We start from the raw sequence: 19,166 nt of genomic DNA, 5'->3' as shown, positions 1-19,166 counted from the left end.
ACGCCGCCAGGGTAGCCGGGTCCGGGGGCGGATGGTCAGGGCGTCCACGAGACGGACGAGGATGGCGGGGCGAATACCGGCCGAACGGACGAGTCCGCCGTCGCCCGGGGGGCTGCGACGGCGGCGGCGCGCGTCCGGTGCACGCGCTTGCCGGAGGGCGGCCGCGGCCATCGGCGGGTGGCCGGAGTGCAACAGTTGCCCGCCGACCATTAGCGGGAGGTCGGCATGGACCGGTAGTGTTCGGCATTGCCGAACGACGTCAGCGACGCCGAGGTCGGCAGTCGAAGGGGACGGAGGCAGTACGTCGATGGCACGGAACATCCAGTCGCTCGAGCGGGCGGCCGCGATGCTGCGCCTGCTCGCGGGCGGCGAGCGGCGGCTCGGCCTGTCGGACATCGCCTCGTCGCTGGGTCTGGCCAAAGGCACCGCGCACGGCATCCTGCGCACCCTCCAGCAGGAGGGCTTCGTCGAGCAGGACGACGCCTCCGGGCGCTACCAGCTGGGCGCCGAGCTGCTGCGTCTGGGCACGACCTATCTGGACGTGCACGAGCTGCGGGCCCGCGCCCTGGTGTGGACCGACGACCTGGCCCGCTCCAGCGGCGAGAGCGTCCACCTCGGCGTCCTGCACCAGCAGGGCGTCCTGATCGTGCACCACGTCTTCCGGCCCGACGACAGCCGGCAGGTCCTGGAGATCGGGGCCATGCAGCCCCTGCACTCGACGGCGCTGGGCAAGGTGCTGTCGGCGTACGACCCGGTGGCGCACAGCGAGGCGCTGGAGGCCGACCGCAAGGCGTTCACGGACCGCACCATCTGCGAGCCGGACCGCTTCGAGCACGTCCTGGACATCACGCGCGCGCGTGGCTACGCGGCCGACGTGGAGGAGACCTGGGAGGGCATCGCGTCCATCGCCGCCCCCATCCACGACCGCAGGCGGATGCCGGTCGGCGCGGTCGGCATCACGGGGGCCGTGGAGCGGCTGTGCCGGGAGGGCGAGCTGCGGCCCGAGCTGGTAGCGGCGGTACGGGACTGCGCCCGCGCGGTCTCACGGGACCTGGGCGCCGGGCGGTTCTAGGACGCACACGGGCGGGGCGGGCCGGGACACCGAGGGTGTTCCGGCCCTTTGCGTGTCCGCAGGACCGGCCGTCCGGAGATCGATAGCACACGACGATCAATAACGATCGTGCTTTCGATAACACAGCTCTTGACGCACGCCTGACGTCGAACGAGACTCGCGTCCATCGGTCGGCATTGTCGAACACCTACCGGCAATACGCGTTAGAGTGTGCACAGTGCCAAGGGCCGCCATCGCTCTCACACCGAGGGCGCCGGAACACCCGGAGGGACCCGGGGGTTCGGCTTCCCCTGGACGAAGGACAAAGGAGTCGCGGGTGTCCAGCTCCGACATCTTCATCGGCGAGACCATCGGTACCGCCCTGCTCATCCTGCTCGGCGGCGGCGTGTGTGCCGCCGTGACGCTCAAGGCCTCCAAGGCACGCAACGCCGGCTGGCTCGCCATCGCCTTCGGGTGGGGCTTCGCCGTCATGACGGCCGCGTACATATCGGGTCCGCTCTCCGGCGCGCACCTCAACCCGGCCGTGACGGTCGGCATCGCGATCAAGGACGGTGACTGGAGCAACACGCCGACCTACTTCGCGGGCCAGCTCCTCGGCGCGATGATCGGCGCGGTCCTGGTCTGGATCGCCTACTACGGCCAGTTCCAGGCCCACCTCACCGACCGGGAGATCGTCGGCGGTCCCGGCGCACAGGACACGACGGCCAAGTCCGTCGAGGCGCAGGAGAAGGGCGCCGGCCCCGTCCTGGGCATCTTCTCCACCGGCCCCGAGATCCGGCACACGGTCCAGAACCTCGCCACCGAGATCATCGGCACCTTCGTGCTGCTGCTCGCCATCCTCACCCAGGGCCTGAACGACGAGGGCAACGGCCTCGGCATCCTGGGCGCCCTGATCACCGGGTTCGTGGTCGTCTCGATCGGTCTGTCGCTCGGCGGCCCCACGGGATACGCGATCAACCCGGTCCGCGACCTCGGCCCGCGCATCGTCCACGCACTGCTGCCCCTGCCCAACAAGGGCGGCTCCGACTGGTCCTACGCCTGGATCCCGGTCGTCGGTCCGCTGATCGGCGGTGCGATCGCCGGAGGTGTCTACAACGTCGCGTTCGCCTGAGCGGGCCCCCGCTCGGCGATCATCGAGCCGCAGACCACGCGCCGTACGCACCGGCCACCGCCATCCACCACGGAACCCCAGGAGCACACAGTGACCGACGCCCACACCGCCGGAATCGCCTCGCACGGCCACGGGCCGTTCATCGCCGCGATCGACCAGGGCACGACCTCCTCGCGCTGCATCGTCTTCGACCGCGACGGGCGCATCGTCGCCGTCGACCAGAAGGAGCACGAGCAGATCTTCCCCAAGCCCGGCTGGGTCGAGCACGACGCCGCCGAGATCTGGACCAACGTCCAGGAGGTCGTCGCCGGAGCGGTCGAGAAGGCCGGCATCACCCGTGACGACATCAAGGCCATCGGCATCACCAACCAGCGCGAGACCACCCTCGTCTGGGACAAGAACACCGGTGAGCCGGTCCACAACGCCATCGTCTGGCAGGACACCCGCACCGACGCCCTGTGCAAGGAGCTCGGCCGCAACGTCGGCCAGGACCGCTTCCGCCGCGAGACCGGCCTTCCCCTGGCCTCCTACTTCGCCGGTCCCAAGGCCCGCTGGCTGCTCGACAACGTCGACGGTCTGCGCGAGCGCGCCGAGGCGGGCGACCTGCTCTTCGGCACCATGGACACCTGGGTCATCTGGAACCTGACCGGCGGGGTGAACGGCGGCAAGCACGTCACCGACGTCACCAACGCCTCGCGCACCATGCTGATGAACCTGCACACCATGGCGTGGGACGAGAGGATCGCCGAGTCGATCGGCGTGCCGATGCAGATGCTCCCGGAGATCCGTTCCTCCGCCGAGGTGTACGGCGAGATCACCGGCGGCCGCCTCGGCGAGCTGCTCGGCGGCATCCCGGTGGCCTCGGCGCTCGGCGACCAGCAGGCGGCCCTGTTCGGCCAGACCTGTTTCTCCGAGGGCGAGACCAAGTCGACGTACGGCACCGGCACCTTCATGGTGATGAACACCGGTGACAAGCTGATCAACTCCTACTCGGGCCTGCTCACCACCGTCGGCTACAAGATCGGCGACCAGGACACGGTCTACGCCCTGGAGGGCTCGATCGCCGTCACCGGTTCGCTGGTGCAGTGGATGCGCGACCAGATGGGCCTGATCTCCACCGCCGCCGAGATCGAGACCCTCGCCCTGACGGTCGAGGACAACGGCGGCGCCTACTTCGTGCCGGCCTTCTCCGGCCTGTTCGCCCCGTACTGGCGCTCCGACGCCCGCGGTGTGATCGCGGGCCTCACCCGGTACGTCACCAAGGCGCACCTCGCGCGCGCCGTCCTGGAGGCCACCGCCTGGCAGACGCGGGAGATCGCGGACGCCATGACGAAGGACTCCGGGGTGGAGCTGACCGCCCTCAAGGTCGACGGCGGCATGACCTCCAACAACCTGCTGATGCAGACCCTCGCCGACTTCGTGGACGCCCCTGTGGTGCGCCCGATGGTCGCCGAGACCACCTGCCTCGGCGCCGCCTACGCCGCCGGTCTCGCCGTCGGCTTCTGGAACAGCACCGACGACCTGCGCGCCAACTGGCGGCGGGCCGCCGAGTGGACCCCCCGCATGGACGCGGACACCCGCGACCGTGAGTACAAGAGCTGGCTCAAGGCCGTCGAGCGGACCATGGGCTGGCTCGAGGACGAGGAGTAAGAACCACCATGACCACGCAGTCCACCCTGCAGTCCGTGCCTGCCCTGGGTACGCACCCGGCCTCCGGCTCGAACCCGAGCCGGGCCGAGACCCGGGAGCAGCTTTCCAAGGCGTCGTACGACCTTCTCGTGATCGGCGGCGGCATCCTGGGCATCTCCACCGCCTGGCACGCCGCGCAGTCCGGCCTCAGGGTGGCCGTGGTCGACGCCGGCGACTTCGCCGGCGCCACCTCCTCCGCCTCCTCCAAGCTGCTCCACGGCGGTCTGCGCTACCTGCAGACCGGCGCGGTGAAGCTGGTGGCGGAGAACCACTTCGAGCGTCGTGCGGTCTCCCGCCAGGTGGCCCCCCACCTGGCGAACCCGCTCACCTTCTACCTCCCCGTGTACAAGGGCGGGCCGCACGGCGCGGCGAAGCTCGGGGCCGGTGTCTTCGCGTACTCGGCGCTGTCCGCCTTCGGCGACGGCGTCGGCCACCTGCTCTCCCCGGCCAAGGCCGCGCAGGACGTGCCCGAGCTGCGCACCGACAACCTGAAGGCCGTGGCCGTGTACGGCGACGACCAGATGAACGACGCCCGGATGGCGCTGATGACCGTCCGCGCGGCGGTCGAGTCCGGCGCGGTGGTCCTCAACCACGCCGAGGTGACGGGGCTGCGCTTCACCAACGGCCGGGTGACGGGCGCCGAGCTGAAGGACCGGCTGTCCGGCGACGAGTTCGGGGTGAACGCCCGCCTGGTGCTCAACGCGACCGGCCCGTGGGTGGACCACCTGCGCCGCATGGAGGACCCGAACGCGGCGCCGTCCATCCGCCTGTCCAAGGGCGCGCACCTGGTGCTCAAGCGCACCGCGCCGTGGCGGGCGGCCCTGGCCACTCCGATCGACAAGTACCGGATCACCTTCGCCCTCCCCTGGGAGGACATGCTGCTGCTCGGCACGACCGACGAGGAGTTCGAGGGCGACCCGGCGGATGTCGCGGTCAACGACAAGGACGTGGCCCAGATACTCGACGAGGCCGCGTTCTCCATCCGCGACCAGCAGCTCGACCGGGACCTCATCACGTACTCCTTCGCGGGCCTGCGCGTGCTGCCGGGCGGCCCCGGTGACACGGCGAAGGCCAAGCGGGAGACGGTCGTGACCGAGGGCCGGGGCGGCATGCTGTCCGTCGCGGGCGGCAAGTGGACCACCTTCCGCCACATCGGCCGTACGGTGATGAAGAAGCTGGAGGCGCTGCCGGGCCACCCGCTGGGCGACGACTTCGAGCCGATCGCGTCGCTGCCGAAGAAGCTGCCGCTGCCCGGCGTCGCCAACCCGCGGGCGGTGGCCCACCGGCTGCTGGTGGACGGTTCGGCGCCCGGCCCGCGCATGGCCGCCGACACCGCCAGGCACCTGGCCACGCACTACGGTTCGCTCGCCTTCGACATCGCCCGGCTCGCCAACGAGAGCCCGGAGCTGGCGCAGCGTGTCCACCCGGACGCCCCGGAGATCTGGGCGCAGGTCGTGTGGGCCCGGGACAACGAGTGGGCCGAGACGGCGGACGACGTGCTGCGCCGCCGAACGACGCTGACGATCCGCGGCCTGGCCACGGACGAGGTCCGCGCGCAGGTCCAGGACGTGCTCGACAAGAAGTAGGGACCCCTTTCAACGACCGACGGGGGGTGTCCGCCCGCCGGGTACGGGGCAGTGATCGGTTCACTGCCCCGTGCAAAGGGGCTGCGGGCGGCCCCTCGGCACGCCGTAAGGTTGGGGGGTACGCGAGGGCACGTCGGAAGGAGGCGCTGGGTGATCGAGCTCGAGGGGGTTCCCGAGCTGGTCGACCCGGTCATGGTGGCCGCGTTCGAGGGCTGGAACGATGCCGGTGACGCCGCCTCCACCGCGGTCGCGCATCTCGACAGGGAGTGGAAGGGCGAGGTGTTCGCGGCGCTGGACGCCGAGGACTACTACGACTTCCAGGTCAACCGTCCCACGGTGTTCATCGAGGACGGTGTCCGCAAGGTCACCTGGCCGACGACGAGGCTTTCGGTGGTCCGGGTCGGCGGTGACAAACCGCGCGACCTCGTGCTCGTGCGGGGCATCGAGCCGTCCATGCGCTGGCGCTCGTTCTGCAACGAGCTGCTGGGCTTCGCCCACGAGCTGGGTGTCGAGATGGTGGTCGTGCTGGGCGCCCTGCTGGGCGACACCCCGCACACCCGACCGGTCCCGATCAGCGGCACCACGTCGGACGCGGACCTGGCCCGGCGCATGGACCTGGAGGAGACGAAGTACGAGGGGCCCACGGGCATCGTCGGCATCCTCCAGGAGGCGTGCACGCACGCGGGCGTGCCGGCCGTGTCGCTGTGGGCGGCGGTGCCGCACTACGTGTCGCAGCCGCCGAACCCGAAGGCCACGCTGGCGCTGCTGAACCGGCTGGAGGACCTGATCGGCGTGCGGGTCCCGCTGGGGGAGCTGCCCGAGGACGCGCGTGCCTGGCAGGTGGGCGTGGATCAGCTGGCCGCCGAGGACACCGAGGTCGCCGAGTACGTGCAGTCGCTGGAGGAGGCCCGGGACACGGCGGAGCTGCCGGAGGCGTCGGGCGAGGCGATCGCGCGGGAGTTCGAGCGGTATCTGCGGCGCAGGGACGGGTCCGGGACGGGGCCCGGGGGTCCTGGCGGGCACGCCACGGCGGACGGGGGCGAGGGCCCGGCCGGTACGCCGTTCCTGCGGGACAACCCGAGTGGGCGGAACCGGCCGTCTCGGCCGCCGAAGCCGAGTGGGGACGACGAGGAGTCGTCGGAGGACTGAGCCCTGGTGCATTGCTGAGGGGCGCTTCCCTGGTGGGAGCGCCCCTCCAGTCGTTTCGGTGCGGGTTACCGCGGGAGATGTGGGCCGGCACTTGCCGGGCGCCTCCCCCAGTGCCTGAACGGCCTGGGAGGTACCCCCAGCGCCCACCCGTGCCGCCCCAGCGGCACGACTGCCCGCAGCCGGGCGGCACGGCGACTGCCCGCAGCCGGGGCGGGCGCATGGCGGCTGTCCGGGGCTGGGGCGGGCGCGTGGCGGTTGTCCGGGGTTCAGTTCTACAGCGCTACGCCCAGCAGGGCGTCCACCGCTCGGGAGACCACGCCCGGGGCGCCGATGTCCGTGCCGCCCGTCTCCTGCTGGAGGGCTGCCCAGCGGTCGACCGCTTCCAGGGCGGCCGGGGAGTCCAGGTCGTTGGCGAGGGCCTCGCGGATCTCCTCCACCAGGGCCTCGGCGGGCGGGCCGTCGGGGCGGGAGACGGCGGCGCGCCAGCGGTCCAGGCGGGCGAGGGCGTCCTGGAGCACCTGGTCGGTCCACTCCCAGTCGGAGCGGTAGTGGTGGGCGAGGAGCGCGAGCCTGATGGCGGCCGGGTCGACGCCCTCGCGACGCAGCTGGGAGACGAAGACCAGATTGCCCTTCGACTTGGACATCTTCTCGCCGTCGAGACCGACCATGCCGGCGTGCACATACGCCTTGGCCATCGGGAACTCGCCGGTGAGGGCCTGGGCGTGCGAGGCGCCCATCTCGTGGTGCGGGAAGGCGAGGTCGGAGCCGCCGCCCTGGACGTCGAAGCCCATGCCGAGGTGGTCGAGGGCGATGGCGACGCACTCGATGTGCCAGCCGGGGCGTCCGCGGCCGAGCGTGCCGCCGTCCCAGCTGGGCTCGCCCTCACGCGCCGCCATCCACAGCATCGGGTCGAGCGGGTTCTTCTTGCCGGGCCGGTCGGGGTCGCCGCCGCGCTCGGCGGAGAGCAGCCGCATCGCGGAGGCGTCGAGGTGGGAGACGCCGCCGAAGTGCGGGTCCGCCTCCACGGAGAAGTAGATGTCGCCCTCGAGCTCGTAGGCCGCTCCCGCGTCGCGCAGCCGCTCGACGAGCGGGACGATGCCGGGTATGGCCTCGACGGCGCCTATGTAGTGCCGGGGCGGGAGCATCCGCAGCGCCGTCATGTCCTCGCGGAAGAGGGCGGTCTCCTGCTCGGCGAGGGCGGTCCAGTCGACCCCGTCGCGCACGGCCCGCTCCAGGAGCGGATCGTCCACGTCGGTGACGTTCTGGACGTAGTGGACCTGCCGCTTGGTGTCGAGCCACACGCGCTGCACGAGGTCGAACGCGTTGTAGGTCGCCGCGTGCCCCATGTGGGTGGCGTCGTACGGCGTGATGCCGCAGACGTAGATACGGGCGACGGGACCGGGGTCGAGGGTGACCAGGCCGCCGGTCGCGGTGTCGTGGATCCTCAGGTCGCGGCCCTGACCAGGCAGGGCGGGGACCTCGGAAGCGGGCCAGGCATGCATGTCATGAGCCTAACCGGACGGATGTTCCGTACACGAACCGGACCGGGCCGGATGGCCGGTGAGGCGCTCTTGCGCATCACCGGCCGGCGTGGCATCGGGTGGCTACACCGGCGGCCACGGGATGGCCGGCCACTCGCCGCTGGGTTCCGGGTGCTTCCCGGACGCCAGCAGGGCGTCGACCCGCGCGCGCGTGGCGTGGAGTTCGGCGCCGGTGATGAGCGGGGCGAGCCGGGTCGCCAGGGTGCCGCCGTCCTTCAGCGCCTCCCTGAGGGCGTCGAGGACCGCCAGGGCCTCCGCGGTGAGCGGGTCGCCCGCCCAGCCCCACAGGAGGGTGCGCAGCTTGTTCTCGGCGTTGAAGGTGACCCCGTGGTCGATGCCGTACAGCCGCTCCCCCGCCGCGGGCAGCAGGTGGCCGCCCTTGCGGTCGGCGTTGTTGATCACGGCGTCGAGTACGGCGAGCCGGCGCAGCCGTTCGTCGTCGGCGTGGACGAGCAGGGCGGTGCGGCCCTCGCCGACCTCGGCCAGGGCGATGCCCTTCCAGCCGGGTCCCGGTTCCTCCTCGTCGACCAGGGCGAGCAGTTCCGCGTCCGGGACGGCCTCGATCCACAGCTGGACCATGCCCTCGCCGTACGGGCCGTCGCGCAGCACGGTGGGCGGGACCAGGCCCCAGCCGGTGGCCTCGGAGACCTCGTAGGCGGCGACCTCGCGCTGGGCGAGGGTGCCGTCGGGGAAGTCCCACAGCGGGCGCTCCCCGGCGACCGGTTTGTAGACGCAGGCCGCCTCGCGTCCCTCGTGCGTCACCGTGCAGTACAGCGCCGCGTTGGACGCGTCACGGATGCGTCCGCGTACGGTCAGTTCGCCCAGGGCGAGCAGTTCGGCCGCCGCCGCGTCGGTGGTCACGCTCCGCGGCGGTATCCGTTCTGGCGCGGACATACGTGTCCTTCCGGGTCGAGCGGGAGGCTGCACAGCGGGCACGGCGGCCGCCCGGCGTTGACGACGTCGAGGGCGCGCTTGGCGAAGGCCCTGGCCTGCGCGCCGGTGAGGCGGACCCGCAGCATCGGCGGGCCGTTCTCCTCGTCCTGGAGGAGCCGTTCCTCGGCCTCCGCCAGGTCCTCCTCGGACTCGGCGTCCAGCTCCACGAGGGCCTGCGCCTCGACGATCATGCGCTGGTCCTCGCCGTCCCAGGCCAGCGCCATGGTGCCGACGCGGAACTCCTCCTCGACGGGGGTGTCGAGGGGGGCGGTGTCGGCGGGCCCGGCGGGTGCGGTGGCGGGAACGGCGGTGCTGCCGCCGCTGCGCCGTACGACTTCGTCCAGAAGCTCGTCCATGCGCTCGGCGAGGGCGGCGACCTGGGTCTTCTCCAGGGCCACGCTGGTCACCCGGGAGCCGGCGGAGGCCTGGAGGAAGAACGTACGGCGCCCGGGCAGCCCGACCGTGCCGGCCACGAAACGTTCCGGTTGGTCGTAGAGGAACACCTGACGGGACACGTCCTGTCTCCATGGGAGTCGGGGAAAGCGGAAGATCGGGGGCAGTGCTGCCGCGACCGGTTCACCCTACTGCGGCGGACGATCACGGTGCGCCCGCACCACCCCCGACCGGCGCTTCGTCACCGGACGGCTGCTCGCGCGGGGCGAGTGAGGCGAAGTCGCCGGTGTCGCCGAGACGGACGAGGAACGGGCGCAGCCGGGTGTAGCGGATCGCGGTGACGGAGCAGGGCTCGACGGAGATCCGCTGGAAGAGGTCGAGGTGGAGCCCGAGGGCCTCGGCGACGAGGGACTTGATGATGTCGCCGTGGGAGCACATGAGGTAGACGGCGTCGGGTCCGTGGTCGCGCTCCACGCGCGCGTTCCACTCGCGTACGGCCTCGGCGGCGCGGGTCTGCATGGCGCGCATCGACTCGCCGCCGGGGAAGGCCGCAGCGGAGGGGTGCGCCTGGACGACCTCCATCAGGGGCTCGTCCTTGAGCTCGGCGAGCTTGCGGCCGGACCAGTCGCCGTAGTGGCACTCCCCGATCCGTTCGTCGGTGTGCGCCCGCAGTTCGGGCCGGGCGTCGAGCAGTGGCCGGAGGGTCTCCCGGCAGCGTTGCAGGGGGCTGGTGACGATTTCGGAGAGCGGCAGGCCGGCGAGCCGCCCGGGGAGCGCGGCGGCCTGCGCGGCACCGCGTTCGTCGAGGGCGACGCCGGGCGTCCAGCCGGCGAGCAGCCCCTCGGTGTTGGCGGTGGAGCGTCCGTGCCTAACCAGGATCAGCGTGGGCATGCGGCCAGGGTAGGCGTACGGCGCGGCGCGGTGCGCCCGGGCGAGGGGAGAATGGGTTCGGTGATCGTCGACTGTGCCATCTACCGGGACGGGCACCGCACGGACGGGCCCGAGGACCTCTCCGACGCGCTCGGTGCGGCGCGGGGGGCGGGCGGTTTCGTGTGGATCGGGCTGCACGAGCCGACGGAGGAGGAGTTCGACCTGGTCAGCCAGGAGTTCGCGCTCCATCCGCTGGCGGTGGAGGACGCGCTCAAGGCGCATCAGCGGCCCAAGCTGGAGGTGTACGACGACTCGCTCTTCGCCGTCCTGAAGCCGGTGGTGTACGAGCCGGACAGCGACGCCGTCTCCACCGGCGAGCTCATGATCTTCCTGGGCGACGCGTTCGCGGTGGTCGTCCGGCACGGCGGGGGCTCCCCGCTGAAGGCCGTGCGGCAGCGGCTTGAGCACGAACCGGAACTGCTCGGCAAGGGACCCACCGCGGTGCTGTACGCGATAGCGGACGCCACCGTCGACCATTACCTGGACGTGGCGGTCGAGCTGCAGACCGACCTGGAGGAGCTGGAGGCGGAGGTCTTCTCGCCGGAGGGCGGCGGTTCCCGGCACACCGCGTCGCGGATCTACACCTTCAAGCGGCAGGTGCTGGAGTTCCGCCGGGCGACGGGCCCGCTCGCGCCGCCGCTGGCCCGGCTGGCCGGCACGGGCGCCTACGGCGGCACGGTGCCGTTCGTGAACGACAAGGCGCGGCCCTTCTTCCGGGACGTGAGCGACCACCTCACGCGCGTGAACGAGTCGGTGGAGAGCCTGGACCGGCTGGTGTCGGACATCCTGTCGGCACACCTGGCGCAGACGAGTGTCCGGCAGAACGACGACATGCGGAAGATCTCCGCGTGGGCGGCCATGGCGGCGGTCCCCACGATGCTCGCGGGGATCTACGGCATGAACTTCGACCACATGCCGGAGCTGCACTGGCTGTGGGGCTACCCGGCGGTGATCGCGCTGATGGCGGTCCTGGAGGTGCTGCTGTACCGGCAGTTCAAACGCCGGGGCTGGCTGTAGGGCCCGGCCTGTGCCGGTCAGGCGACCTCGGGGGCCGCGGTGGCGGGTCCGCCGAGCGCGTCGCGTCGTTCGGGCGCCCGCAGGCTCACCATGCGCCGCCAGCCGGCCGCCCGCTCGGCGACGTACATGGCGTGGATGCCCGCCGCGAGCAGCGCCGACCTGGCGCGCGACCAGCCGAGGATGCGCCCCATGCGGGCCATCACGGCGAGGCTGACGTCGCGGTGGACGCGGATCTCGGCGTGCGCGCACTCGCGCAGGGTGCGCCGGATGTACGGGCCGTGCCCCGCGGCGGCGTAGCGGAGCAGTTCCTCGTGGGAGTAGGCGAGGTGGTTGTCCTCGTCGGCGGAGATCATCCGGACCGCCCGGCCCAGGTCGGGATGGTCGGCGAAGTACTTGAGGAGCATCGCCATCTGTTCGGCGGCACGCTGCTCGGTGACCCTGCTGTGGGCGAGGTAGGTGATGACGTCCCGCACGGTGAGGGGCTGGTCGGCCTTGAGCTTCTCGTGGGCGAGGCCGATGCCGTGCCGCTCCAGGAGCATCGTGTAGTCCGTCTCGGGCGGTACGTCGACGGGCTCGAGGCCGCGCTTCTTCAGCAGGGCGTTGAAGATCCGGCCGTGCTTGTCCTCGTCCGCGCCGTGCCGGGTGATCTTGGGGGCGAGGGCGCGTTCGCTCTCCGGCACCAGCGCCGCGATGCGCGCGTTCTCCCAGCCGCCCTGGGACTCGCCGCTGGCCGCGATGGAGCAGAAGAGGCGAAACGCCTCGTCGTTGTCGAGGATCTCCTGGAAAAGGCTCTTGGCCGAAAGCATCGGGGGCACCTCTCTGCCGCTGCGTGGTCCGCAGGTTCCGCACACTCCGCGAAGCCGAGTCAAGTGCGGGCGAGGGGACACGGCAACAGGTGCGGCGCGCAACTGCGCCGAAAGAAGGACGACCGGGCAAGCGCGGAGGCGTAACCCCGCGCGCGTGGGCGCGTTGTTCCTCGTGACGGCCGTGGCGGGGAAGACCCCCGAGCCCCCACCACGGCCGCAGAATCTTTCCCGCTCCGTTACGCCAGTCCGGCGCGCTCCAGGGCCTCGGTGCCGGCGCGCAGGGCGGCGATCCGCTCGTCCAGGGTGAAGCCCGCGGGGGCGAGGGTCAGGGTGGTGACGCCGGCCGCGGCGTAGGCCTTCATGCGGTCGGCGATGCGGTCGACGGAGCCGAGCAGGGTCGTCTGGTCGATCAGCTCGTGGGGTACGGCTTCGGCGGCGCCCTGCTTGTCGCCGGACAGGTACTTGTCCTGGATCTCGGCGGCCTCCCGCTCGTAGCCCATGCGCTGGGCGAGCTGGTTGTAGAAGTTCTGCTTGCGGCTGCCCATGCCGCCGACGTAGAGCGCGGTGTACGGGCGGAAAGTGTCGGCGAGGGCGGGCACGTCCTCGTCGTCGCCGAGGGCGAGCGGCAGGGTCGGGCAGACGTCGAACCCGTCGAGGGTCTTGCCGGCCCTCTCGCGTCCGGCGCGCAGGTGCCTGACGGCGGTCTCCTCCAGGTGGTCGGCGGAGGGGAAGATGAGCAGGGCGCCGTCGGCGATCTCGCCGGTCTGCTCCAGGTTCTTCGGGCCGATGGCGGCGATGTAGAGCGGGATGTGCTCGCGCTGCGGGTGCACGGTCAGCTTGATCGGCTTGCCGGGGCCGCCGGGCAGCGGCAGCGTCCAGTGCCGTCCCTCGTAGGACAGCCGTTCCCGGGTCATCGCCTTGCGCACGATCTCGACGTACTCACGGGTGCGGGCGAGCGGCTTGTCGAACTTGACGCCGTACCAGCCCTCGGAGACCTGCGGTCCCGACACGCCGAGGCCGAGGCGGAAGCGGCCCTTGGACAGCGAGTCCAGGGTGGCGGCGGTCATCGCGGTCATGGCGGGCTGGCGGGCGGGGATCTGGAAGATGGCCGAGCCCACGTCGATGCGTTCGGTCTGGGCGGCGACCCAGGTGAGCACGGTGGCCGCGTCGGAGCCGTAGGCCTCGGCGGCCCAGCACACGGCGTATCCGAGCCGGTCGGCCTCCTGGGCGACGGCCAGGTTGTCCGCGTCCATTCCGGCACCCCAGTAGCCGAGGTTGATCCCGAGCTGCATGGCCGATTCCCCTTACCGATCAGTAACGTGGCTGGTGCCCCGACCTTAGCGCGCGGAAATCGGTTGTCCACAGGCCCCCACAGGGCATGCCGCGGCCAGTAGTGTCGGCGTTCATGGAGCAGAGGCATCTCGGCCGCACCGGCCTGCGCGTGTCCCGCATCGGTCTCGGCACCCTGACCTGGGGCCGGGACACGGACGAGCATGACGCCGCGGACCTCTTGAAGACCTTCTGGGAAGCGGGCGGGACGCTCGTCGACACGGCCGACGTGTACGGCGACGGGGAGTCCGAGTACCTGCTCGGGCGTCTGATGGAGGGCCTGGTACCGCGCCGGGACCTGGTGATCTCGACCAAGGCGGGCAGCGTTCCGGATCCCGACCGCCGGTTCGACGGTTCGCGCGCCCATCTGCTCTCCGCGCTGGACGCCTCGCTGGCCCGCCTGGGCACGGACCACGTCGACGTGTGGCACCTGCACGCCTTCGACCCGCACACGCCGCTGGAGGAGACGCTGCACGCCCTGGACGTGGCGGTGAGCAGCGGCCGGGCGCGGTACGCGGGGGTCTCGAACTTCTGCGGCTGGCAGCTGGCCAAGGCGGCGACCTGGCAGCTGGCGGCGCCGGGGGTGCGCAACCGGGTGGCGAGCACCCAGATGGAGTACTCGCTGCTCCAGCGGGGCGTCGAGCGGGAGGTGCTGCCGGCCGCCCTGGACCTGGGCATCGGCCTGCTCCCCTCGTCCCCGCTGGGCCGGGGGGTGCTCACGGGCAAGTACCGCAAGGACGCCACTCCCCCGGACTCGCGGGGCGCCTCGGACCACATGGCCCCGTTCGTCGAGCCCTACCTCGACGAGACGGCCGGGCACATCGTCGACGCGGTGGCGACGGCCGCGGACGGGCTCGCGGTGACCCCGCTCCAGGTCGCGCTCGCCTGGGTGCGCGACCGGCCCGGGGTGGTCGCGCCGATCATCGGCCCGCGCACCGCGCAGCAGCTCACGGCGGCGCTGTCAGTGGAGACCCTTAGTCTTCCTGACGAGATCTGCCGGGCGCTCGACGACGTGTCGGCGCCCGTGCACCGCTATCCCGATCACGACTGGAGCACGCTGTGAGCACGGAGCCCGAGCCCGCCTCGAAGGACGCCACGGACGCCGTGGACACCGGGCCGGAGTCCCCGGGCACGGCGGAGGCGCCCACGCCGGACGGCACCGGCACGGCGGAGGCGCCCACGTCGGACGGCACCGGCACGGCGGAGGCGCCCGCGCCGGACGCCGCCGGCACGGCGGAGGTGTCGGCGCCGGACGCCGCCGATCCGGACACCGCGGCCGATGCGGGGGCCGCCCTCGCGGTGCGGCCGGACGAGCCCGCCGGGCAAGGGCCCGATGCCGCGGACGGGGCCGAGGCGGCCGCGCAGGTGTCCGAGGCCGAGGCCGAGCTGGCCGCGCAGCGGGCCGAGCGGGAGCGGATCGAGCGGCGGAAGGCGGAGAAGCAGGGGCCGATCGACGCCGGGGGCAAGCTGAGCGGCACGGCGGCCGATCTGCTCGCCGCCGTACGCGCCGTGGAGAGCGGCGAGAAGCCGGCGGCCACGGTCTTCGGCGCCCCCGAGCCCGCGCGCCGCCCCGCCCCGGAGCCGGTACGACGGGCCCGTCCTGAGCCCGCCGAGCCGCCCGCCGCACATGCCGGGCCCACGGGTCCGGCTCCGGAGACGGTGCAGTCGGTGCGTCGTGTGCTGGCCGAGGGCGGCGCCCCCGAGGCGCTGGCGCCGCAGACCGCCGCGCTTCTCGGCGAGGGCGCGCAGGACGCGCTGCGCGCCGACCCCTGGCTGTTGCTCCGGGTCGGCGGAGTGCGGCCGGAGCAGGCCGACGGGTTCGCCCGGGCCCTGCTCGGCGCGGACTGCGGTCCGGACGACGAACGGCGCGGCCGTGCCGTCACGGTGTGGCTGCTGGAGCAGGCGGCCCTGGCCGGGCACACCGCGCTGGAGCTGCCGCGGCTCACCGCCACGCTGGCCCAGCGGGGCGTTCCGGACCCCGACGCGGCCGTGCAGAGCACGCTCGCAGAGGGCGAGGCGCTCGCCTTCCAGGACGCGCTGGAGGAGCCCGGCGCCCGACCCCGGCGCACGGCGAGCGGTGCGGAGGGCACGGACGCGGAGGGCGGGGAAAGCGAGGAGGGCGAGGAGCGTCCCGTCCGGGTGCTGATCGGCCTCGAGCGGTACGCGCTCGCCGAGGAGAGCCTCGCCGACGGTCTGGCCCGGCTGGTCAACTCGGCGCCCAAGCAGGACGGCTCCGCCGCGGACTGGGAGCAGGCCGCCGCCTCCGCGCAGGGCTCCGCCGCCGATCTGATCCGTGCCGTCGCGGGCCACGGGCTGGTCCTGCACACCGGCGGCGAGGCGTCCCTGGCCGAGCCCGCCGCCCTGCTGCGCGCGGCGCACGCGCTGGGCCTGCGGGCCTGGGCCGCCGCGCCCGGCCCGCTCGGCCGCGACCGCTTCGCCGCCCTGCTGGGCGCCCCGTCGGCCGACTCGGGCTCCCCGGGGGCGGCCCCTCCGGCCGTCGTCACCGTGACCGGACTGCTGACCGGCGCCGAGGGGCCGGGGCGGGACGCCGACGGGGCGCTGGACCTCGATCTGCTCGTCGTCCCCGACGCACCCCAGCTCGACGTGGAGGCGGGCGCCCTGCTCGCGGAGTCGCTGCCGGACGGGGCCCGGCTGGTGCTGGCCGGTGACCCGGCGGCGCTCTGGTCCGTGGGCCCCGGGCGGGTCTTCGCGGACCTGCTGGCGGCCCGCGTCTGTCCCCAGGTCGCCTCGCGGCTCCCGGACCCCGGGCCGCTCGGCGAACTGGTCTCCGGCGTCGGCATCGGCGAGCTGGGCCAGGTGGAGGCGCCCGGCAAGGAGATCGTGATCGTGCCGGTGCGGGACGCGGGCGAGGCCGTCCACCGGACCGTCCAGCTCGTCGCGGACTCGGTGCCGCGCGCGATCGGCGTTCCGGCCGAGGAGACCCAGGTGATCACGCCGGGCCACGGTGGCGCGGCGGGCACGCGCGCGCTCAACGCCGCGCTCAAGGAGCGCCTCAACCCCGGCCCCGGCCGCTTCGGCGGATTCGACCCCGGTGACCGGGTCGTCCACTCCCCCGCGCCGGGCCGGGTGCTGCCGGGCCGGGTGGTGAAGGCCGACGCCGACGGGCTGCACCTGTCGTGCGCGGGCGAGACCGTGGTCGTGCCCAGGGACCGGGTGGAAGGGTCCGTGCGGCACGGCTGGGCGCTGACCGCACACCAGGCGCTGGGCGGCCGCTGGCCCGCCGTGGTCGTGGTCCTGCCCGGCGACGCCGTGCAGGCCCTCAGCCGCCCCTGGATCTACACGGCGTTCGGCCGTGCCGCCCGGCACCTGTCCGTGGTGCACGGCGTGGAGCAGGCCCTCCCCCGTGCCGTGGCGGAGGTCCCGGCCAAACCCCGCACGACCAGGCTGCCGGTCCTGCTCACACCCCAGGTCCCGGTCGCCGGCTGACCACGCCCGGCCGCGGGCACCGTTTCCTGTCACCCGCCCGGTCGCCGCACGGAGCCGGACGGCCACGGCCCGCGGCCGTGGCCAGGGCCGTCCCAGGGCACGGCACGTGGCCCGGGACGGCTTCGGGCCATGGCACGGAGCCCCGGCTCCGGGCCATGGCCCCGGAACTCAGCGGTCCGCCTCCAGGCGTGCCGGTTCACCGTCCTCGTCCAGGTCCGTGTCCAGGTCCGTGTCCAGGTCCGTGTCGAGATCCTCGTCCAGCTCCGGCAGATCGCCGTCGCCTTCGCCCTCGTCGCCGTCGTCGAGGTCGTCGTCGAACTCCTCGTCGAAGACCGCGCTGACGTCGAAGCGGCAGACCACGCGCTGGGGATCGACCTGTTCGAAGGGGGCCTCCAGCCACTCCCCCGGTTCGGCGGTTTCGTCCGCGGCCGTCACCCAGAGCGTGGAGTCGCCCTCCTCCAGCCCGAACTCCTTGTGCCGGGACGCGATCTCGTCCGGCTCGAACTCGCCGAACAGGAGGCCGAGCGCCCCGTGCACCGTGTCCGCGGTCTCCGCGCCCGACCCCTCCTCGTCCGCCGCCTCGACCCGTCGGGCCTGGGCCATCAGGCGCTGCGGCTCGGCGACGGCGTAGTCCCGGCGGATCAGGACGCTCAGGGCGCTGGGTTCCTCGGGCCCCGTGTACGACGGCAGCGTGTCCTCGCCGGGGATCTCGAAGGGCGTGACCTCGTCGTACCGGTCGTAGAGCAGTTCGTCGTACGCCTCCGCGGCCGCGGCCAGCTCGTTGAACGCGTCGTAGACGGCCGGGTCTTCCTCTCCCGACCGGCGTTCGACCGCGGCCAGGTGGCGGTCGAGCGCGGTCTTGACCGCCTCGGCGGCGGCGCGTACCTCGGCAGCGGTGGGCTGCGCAGCATCAGACATAGTGCAGACGCTATCCGTACCGGGCCCCAGCCCGCACAATAGATTCGATGCCGGAATACGAATTTGTCGATGTGTACCTGCCGCGCGGGGTGACCCGCAAGGAGGCTGCACGTCAGCTGACGGACCATGCCGAGTACGGACACTGGGAGTTGTACCGCCTGACCCTGCTGCGTGACGGCAGCCGCAAGGTGCGGTTGCGGCGGCGGATCATCCGCCAGGTGCGTGCCACCTGGTGATCCCGGGTTCCGGCCCGGCCGGGCGCGAGTGACGGAGGCGGACACGGAGCGGGCCCCGCCGGTGCGGAGCCCGCTGCGTGTGCCGGTGTGCCCGTCTCACGCCGAGGCGCGTGCCTTGCGGTAGAGCACGGTGCCCGCGAGCAGCGCGCCGGCGCCCACCGGCAGGGCGAGGCCCAGCGGCAGGTCGCTGCCGGTCTCGGCGAGCGCCGCGTCGCCTCCCGGCTGGGCGACGGTCTGGGTGCCCGGCTGGTTGTCGTCCGTGGAGTCGCCCGGCGTATCGCCGTCCGAACCTGAGGGGTTGTCCGGGGTGTCGGGGTTGTCCGGCTTCTCGGGAGGCGTCTCGTGGTCGCCGGGCGGCGTCGAGTGGTCCCCGCCTCCGCCCCCGTTGTCGCAGTCGTTGCCGAAGGCCGGGTTGAGGGCGCCGATCACGTCGATGCTGTTGCCGCACACGTTCACCGGCACGTCGATCGGCACTTCGACGTGGTTGCCGGAGCCGACGCCCGGCGAGTCCGTGGCGTGGCCGCCGGCGTGAGAGCCCCCGCCGTCGTGCGAGCCGCCGTGCGACCCGTGATGGCTCCCGGAGTCGCCGTATCCGCCGGAGTCGGAGTCGCCGTGTCCGCCGTGGGCACCGCCGCCCTTGTTGGCGCACGAGTTGCCCATCGCCGGGTTGAGGACGCCGACCACGTCCACCGTGTTGCCGCAGACGTTCACCGGCACGTGCACCGGGGCCTGCACCGTGTTGCCGGAGAGTACGCCGGGCGAGCCCGAACTCGAGCCGTGCGCGCCCGAGTCCGCGTGGGCGCTGCCGCCCGCGGCGGCGATCACGCCGGTGGCCGCCGCCATCGTCATCAGGCCCTTGCGGGTGACCTGTCGCATTTCCTGAATCCCTGCCTTGTCTGGTCCCGTGGTACCGAGAATGCGAGCGTGCCGGAATTCCGGCGCTGTCGTCGTCCCCTCGCCTCGAATGTCCCCCGAAAGGCCGTCGGCCCCGGAGCGCATGGCGTGCACT

General features: G+C 72.8%; 17 protein-coding genes. 9 read left to right on the top strand and 8 right to left on the bottom strand.

The window, feature by feature from the left end:
* The first annotated feature begins 307 nt into the window (after nt 1–307).
* The 5 genes from NI25_RS31025 (at nt 308) to parJ (ending at nt 6,607) form a co-directional block, all read left to right on the top strand.
* The gene (locus NI25_RS31025) at nt 308–1,072 is read left to right on the top strand and encodes an IclR family transcriptional regulator (RefSeq protein ID WP_061445627.1); all 765 of its coding nucleotides are present in this window, start codon (nt 308–310) and stop codon (nt 1,070–1,072) included.
* Nucleotides 1,073–1,388: 316 nt separating this feature from the next.
* Nucleotides 1,389–2,183, top strand: a complete 795-nt coding sequence (locus NI25_RS31020; protein WP_061445626.1) for an MIP/aquaporin family protein — start codon at nt 1,389–1,391, stop codon at nt 2,181–2,183.
* A gap of 90 nt (nt 2,184–2,273) precedes the next feature.
* Complete coding sequence (glpK, locus tag NI25_RS31015; protein ID WP_061445625.1) at nt 2,274–3,833, top strand: glycerol kinase GlpK; 1,560 nt, start codon at nt 2,274–2,276, stop codon at nt 3,831–3,833.
* 8 nt (nt 3,834–3,841) lie between these two features.
* Complete coding sequence (locus tag NI25_RS31010; RefSeq protein WP_061445624.1) at nt 3,842–5,458, top strand: glycerol-3-phosphate dehydrogenase/oxidase; 1,617 nt, start codon at nt 3,842–3,844, stop codon at nt 5,456–5,458.
* Nucleotides 5,459–5,608: 150 nt separating this feature from the next.
* Complete coding sequence (parJ, locus tag NI25_RS31005; protein WP_061445623.1) at nt 5,609–6,607, top strand: filament polymerization regulator ParJ; 999 nt, start codon at nt 5,609–5,611, stop codon at nt 6,605–6,607.
* Between the two features lie 272 nt (nt 6,608–6,879).
* Here parJ and mshC read toward each other — a convergent pair whose 3' ends face one another.
* From mshC to NI25_RS30985, 4 genes are all read right to left on the bottom strand, one after another.
* Nucleotides 6,880–8,109: a cysteine--1-D-myo-inosityl 2-amino-2-deoxy-alpha-D-glucopyranoside ligase gene (gene mshC / locus NI25_RS31000; protein ID WP_061445622.1), complete on the bottom strand. Its 1,230-nt coding sequence runs from the start codon at nt 8,107–8,109 to the stop codon at nt 6,880–6,882.
* A gap of 102 nt (nt 8,110–8,211) precedes the next feature.
* A complete protein-coding gene (locus NI25_RS30995; protein ID WP_061445621.1) occupies nt 8,212–9,042 on the bottom strand; it encodes an SCO1664 family protein in 831 nt (276 codons plus the stop codon).
* Nucleotides 9,006–9,596: a DUF3090 domain-containing protein gene (locus NI25_RS30990; RefSeq protein WP_061445620.1), complete on the bottom strand. Its 591-nt coding sequence runs from the start codon at nt 9,594–9,596 to the stop codon at nt 9,006–9,008. Before NI25_RS30990 ends, NI25_RS30995 begins: the two co-directional genes overlap by 37 nt.
* 82 nt (nt 9,597–9,678) lie before the next feature.
* Nucleotides 9,679–10,365 carry a histidine phosphatase family protein gene (locus tag NI25_RS30985; protein ID WP_061445619.1) on the bottom strand — a complete coding sequence of 229 codons (687 nt, stop codon included), beginning with the start codon at nt 10,363–10,365 and terminating at the stop codon, nt 9,679–9,681.
* 60 nt (nt 10,366–10,425) lie between these two features.
* On the opposite strand from NI25_RS30985, the gene corA reads away from it, so the two are divergent.
* A complete protein-coding gene (gene corA / locus NI25_RS30980) occupies nt 10,426–11,421 on the top strand; it encodes a magnesium/cobalt transporter CorA (protein WP_061447168.1) in 996 nt (331 codons plus the stop codon).
* Nucleotides 11,422–11,438: 17 nt separating this feature from the next.
* Here corA and NI25_RS30975 read toward each other — a convergent pair whose 3' ends face one another.
* Nucleotides 11,439–12,227 (bottom strand): hypothetical protein, encoded by a 789-nt coding sequence (locus NI25_RS30975; protein ID WP_061445618.1) that lies wholly within the window; start codon nt 12,225–12,227, stop codon nt 11,439–11,441.
* A gap of 236 nt (nt 12,228–12,463) precedes the next feature.
* Nucleotides 12,464–13,519, bottom strand: a complete 1,056-nt coding sequence (locus tag NI25_RS30970) for an LLM class F420-dependent oxidoreductase (RefSeq protein WP_061445617.1) — start codon at nt 13,517–13,519, stop codon at nt 12,464–12,466.
* A 113-nt stretch (nt 13,520–13,632) separates the two neighbouring features.
* On the opposite strand from NI25_RS30970, the gene NI25_RS30965 reads away from it, so the two are divergent.
* The gene (locus tag NI25_RS30965) at nt 13,633–14,619 is read left to right on the top strand and encodes an aldo/keto reductase (protein ID WP_061445616.1); all 987 of its coding nucleotides are present in this window, start codon (nt 13,633–13,635) and stop codon (nt 14,617–14,619) included.
* Nucleotides 14,616–17,003 carry a helix-hairpin-helix domain-containing protein gene (locus NI25_RS30960; protein WP_061445615.1) on the top strand — a complete coding sequence of 796 codons (2,388 nt, stop codon included), beginning with the start codon at nt 14,616–14,618 and terminating at the stop codon, nt 17,001–17,003. The genes NI25_RS30965 and NI25_RS30960 overlap by 4 nt, the downstream gene beginning before the upstream one ends.
* 168 nt (nt 17,004–17,171) lie before the next feature.
* Here NI25_RS30960 and NI25_RS30955 read toward each other — a convergent pair whose 3' ends face one another.
* Nucleotides 17,172–17,921, bottom strand: a complete 750-nt coding sequence (locus tag NI25_RS30955) for a hypothetical protein (protein WP_061445614.1) — start codon at nt 17,919–17,921, stop codon at nt 17,172–17,174.
* Between the two features lie 47 nt (nt 17,922–17,968).
* On the opposite strand from NI25_RS30955, the gene NI25_RS30950 reads away from it, so the two are divergent.
* On the top strand, nt 17,969–18,157 hold the full coding sequence (locus tag NI25_RS30950; RefSeq protein ID WP_003977152.1) for a DUF5703 family protein: 189 nt from the start codon (nt 17,969–17,971) through the stop codon (nt 18,155–18,157).
* A 96-nt stretch (nt 18,158–18,253) separates the two neighbouring features.
* On the opposite strand, the gene NI25_RS40665 is transcribed toward NI25_RS30950, so the two are convergent.
* Complete coding sequence (locus tag NI25_RS40665) at nt 18,254–19,033, bottom strand: chaplin (RefSeq protein ID WP_061445613.1); 780 nt, start codon at nt 19,031–19,033, stop codon at nt 18,254–18,256.
* Nucleotides 19,034–19,166: the final 133 nt, after the last annotated feature.

It is taken from the genome of Streptomyces sp. CCM_MD2014 (assembly GCF_000772045.1).
Classification (GTDB): Bacteria; Actinomycetota; Actinomycetes; order Streptomycetales; family Streptomycetaceae; genus Streptomyces; species Streptomyces salinarius.
Note: the sequence above shows the minus strand (reverse complement) of the source record. Positions and strands in the feature narration are given on the sequence as shown.

Excerpts from the sequence above, each read along its gene's own strand:
- NI25_RS30955 (WP_061445614.1), bottom strand. The coding sequence starts at position 17,921 with ATGTCTGATGCTGCGCAGCCCACCGCTGCCGAGGTACGCGCCGCCGCC.
- NI25_RS30950 (WP_003977152.1), top strand. The coding sequence starts at position 17,969 with ATGCCGGAATACGAATTTGTCGATGTGTACCTGCCGCGCGGGGTGACC.
- NI25_RS40665 (WP_061445613.1), bottom strand. The coding sequence starts at position 19,033 with ATGCGACAGGTCACCCGCAAGGGCCTGATGACGATGGCGGCGGCCACC.
- NI25_RS30965 (WP_061445616.1), top strand. The coding sequence starts at position 13,633 with ATGGAGCAGAGGCATCTCGGCCGCACCGGCCTGCGCGTGTCCCGCATC.
- NI25_RS31025 (WP_061445627.1), top strand. The coding sequence starts at position 308 with ATGGCACGGAACATCCAGTCGCTCGAGCGGGCGGCCGCGATGCTGCGC.
- NI25_RS30985 (WP_061445619.1), bottom strand. The coding sequence starts at position 10,365 with ATGCCCACGCTGATCCTGGTTAGGCACGGACGCTCCACCGCCAACACC.
- NI25_RS31010 (WP_061445624.1), top strand. The coding sequence starts at position 3,842 with ATGACCACGCAGTCCACCCTGCAGTCCGTGCCTGCCCTGGGTACGCAC.
- NI25_RS30975 (WP_061445618.1), bottom strand. The coding sequence starts at position 12,227 with ATGCTTTCGGCCAAGAGCCTTTTCCAGGAGATCCTCGACAACGACGAG.
- NI25_RS30970 (WP_061445617.1), bottom strand. The coding sequence starts at position 13,519 with ATGCAGCTCGGGATCAACCTCGGCTACTGGGGTGCCGGAATGGACGCG.
- mshC (WP_061445622.1), bottom strand. The coding sequence starts at position 8,109 with ATGCATGCCTGGCCCGCTTCCGAGGTCCCCGCCCTGCCTGGTCAGGGC.
- NI25_RS30995 (WP_061445621.1), bottom strand. The coding sequence starts at position 9,042 with ATGTCCGCGCCAGAACGGATACCGCCGCGGAGCGTGACCACCGACGCG.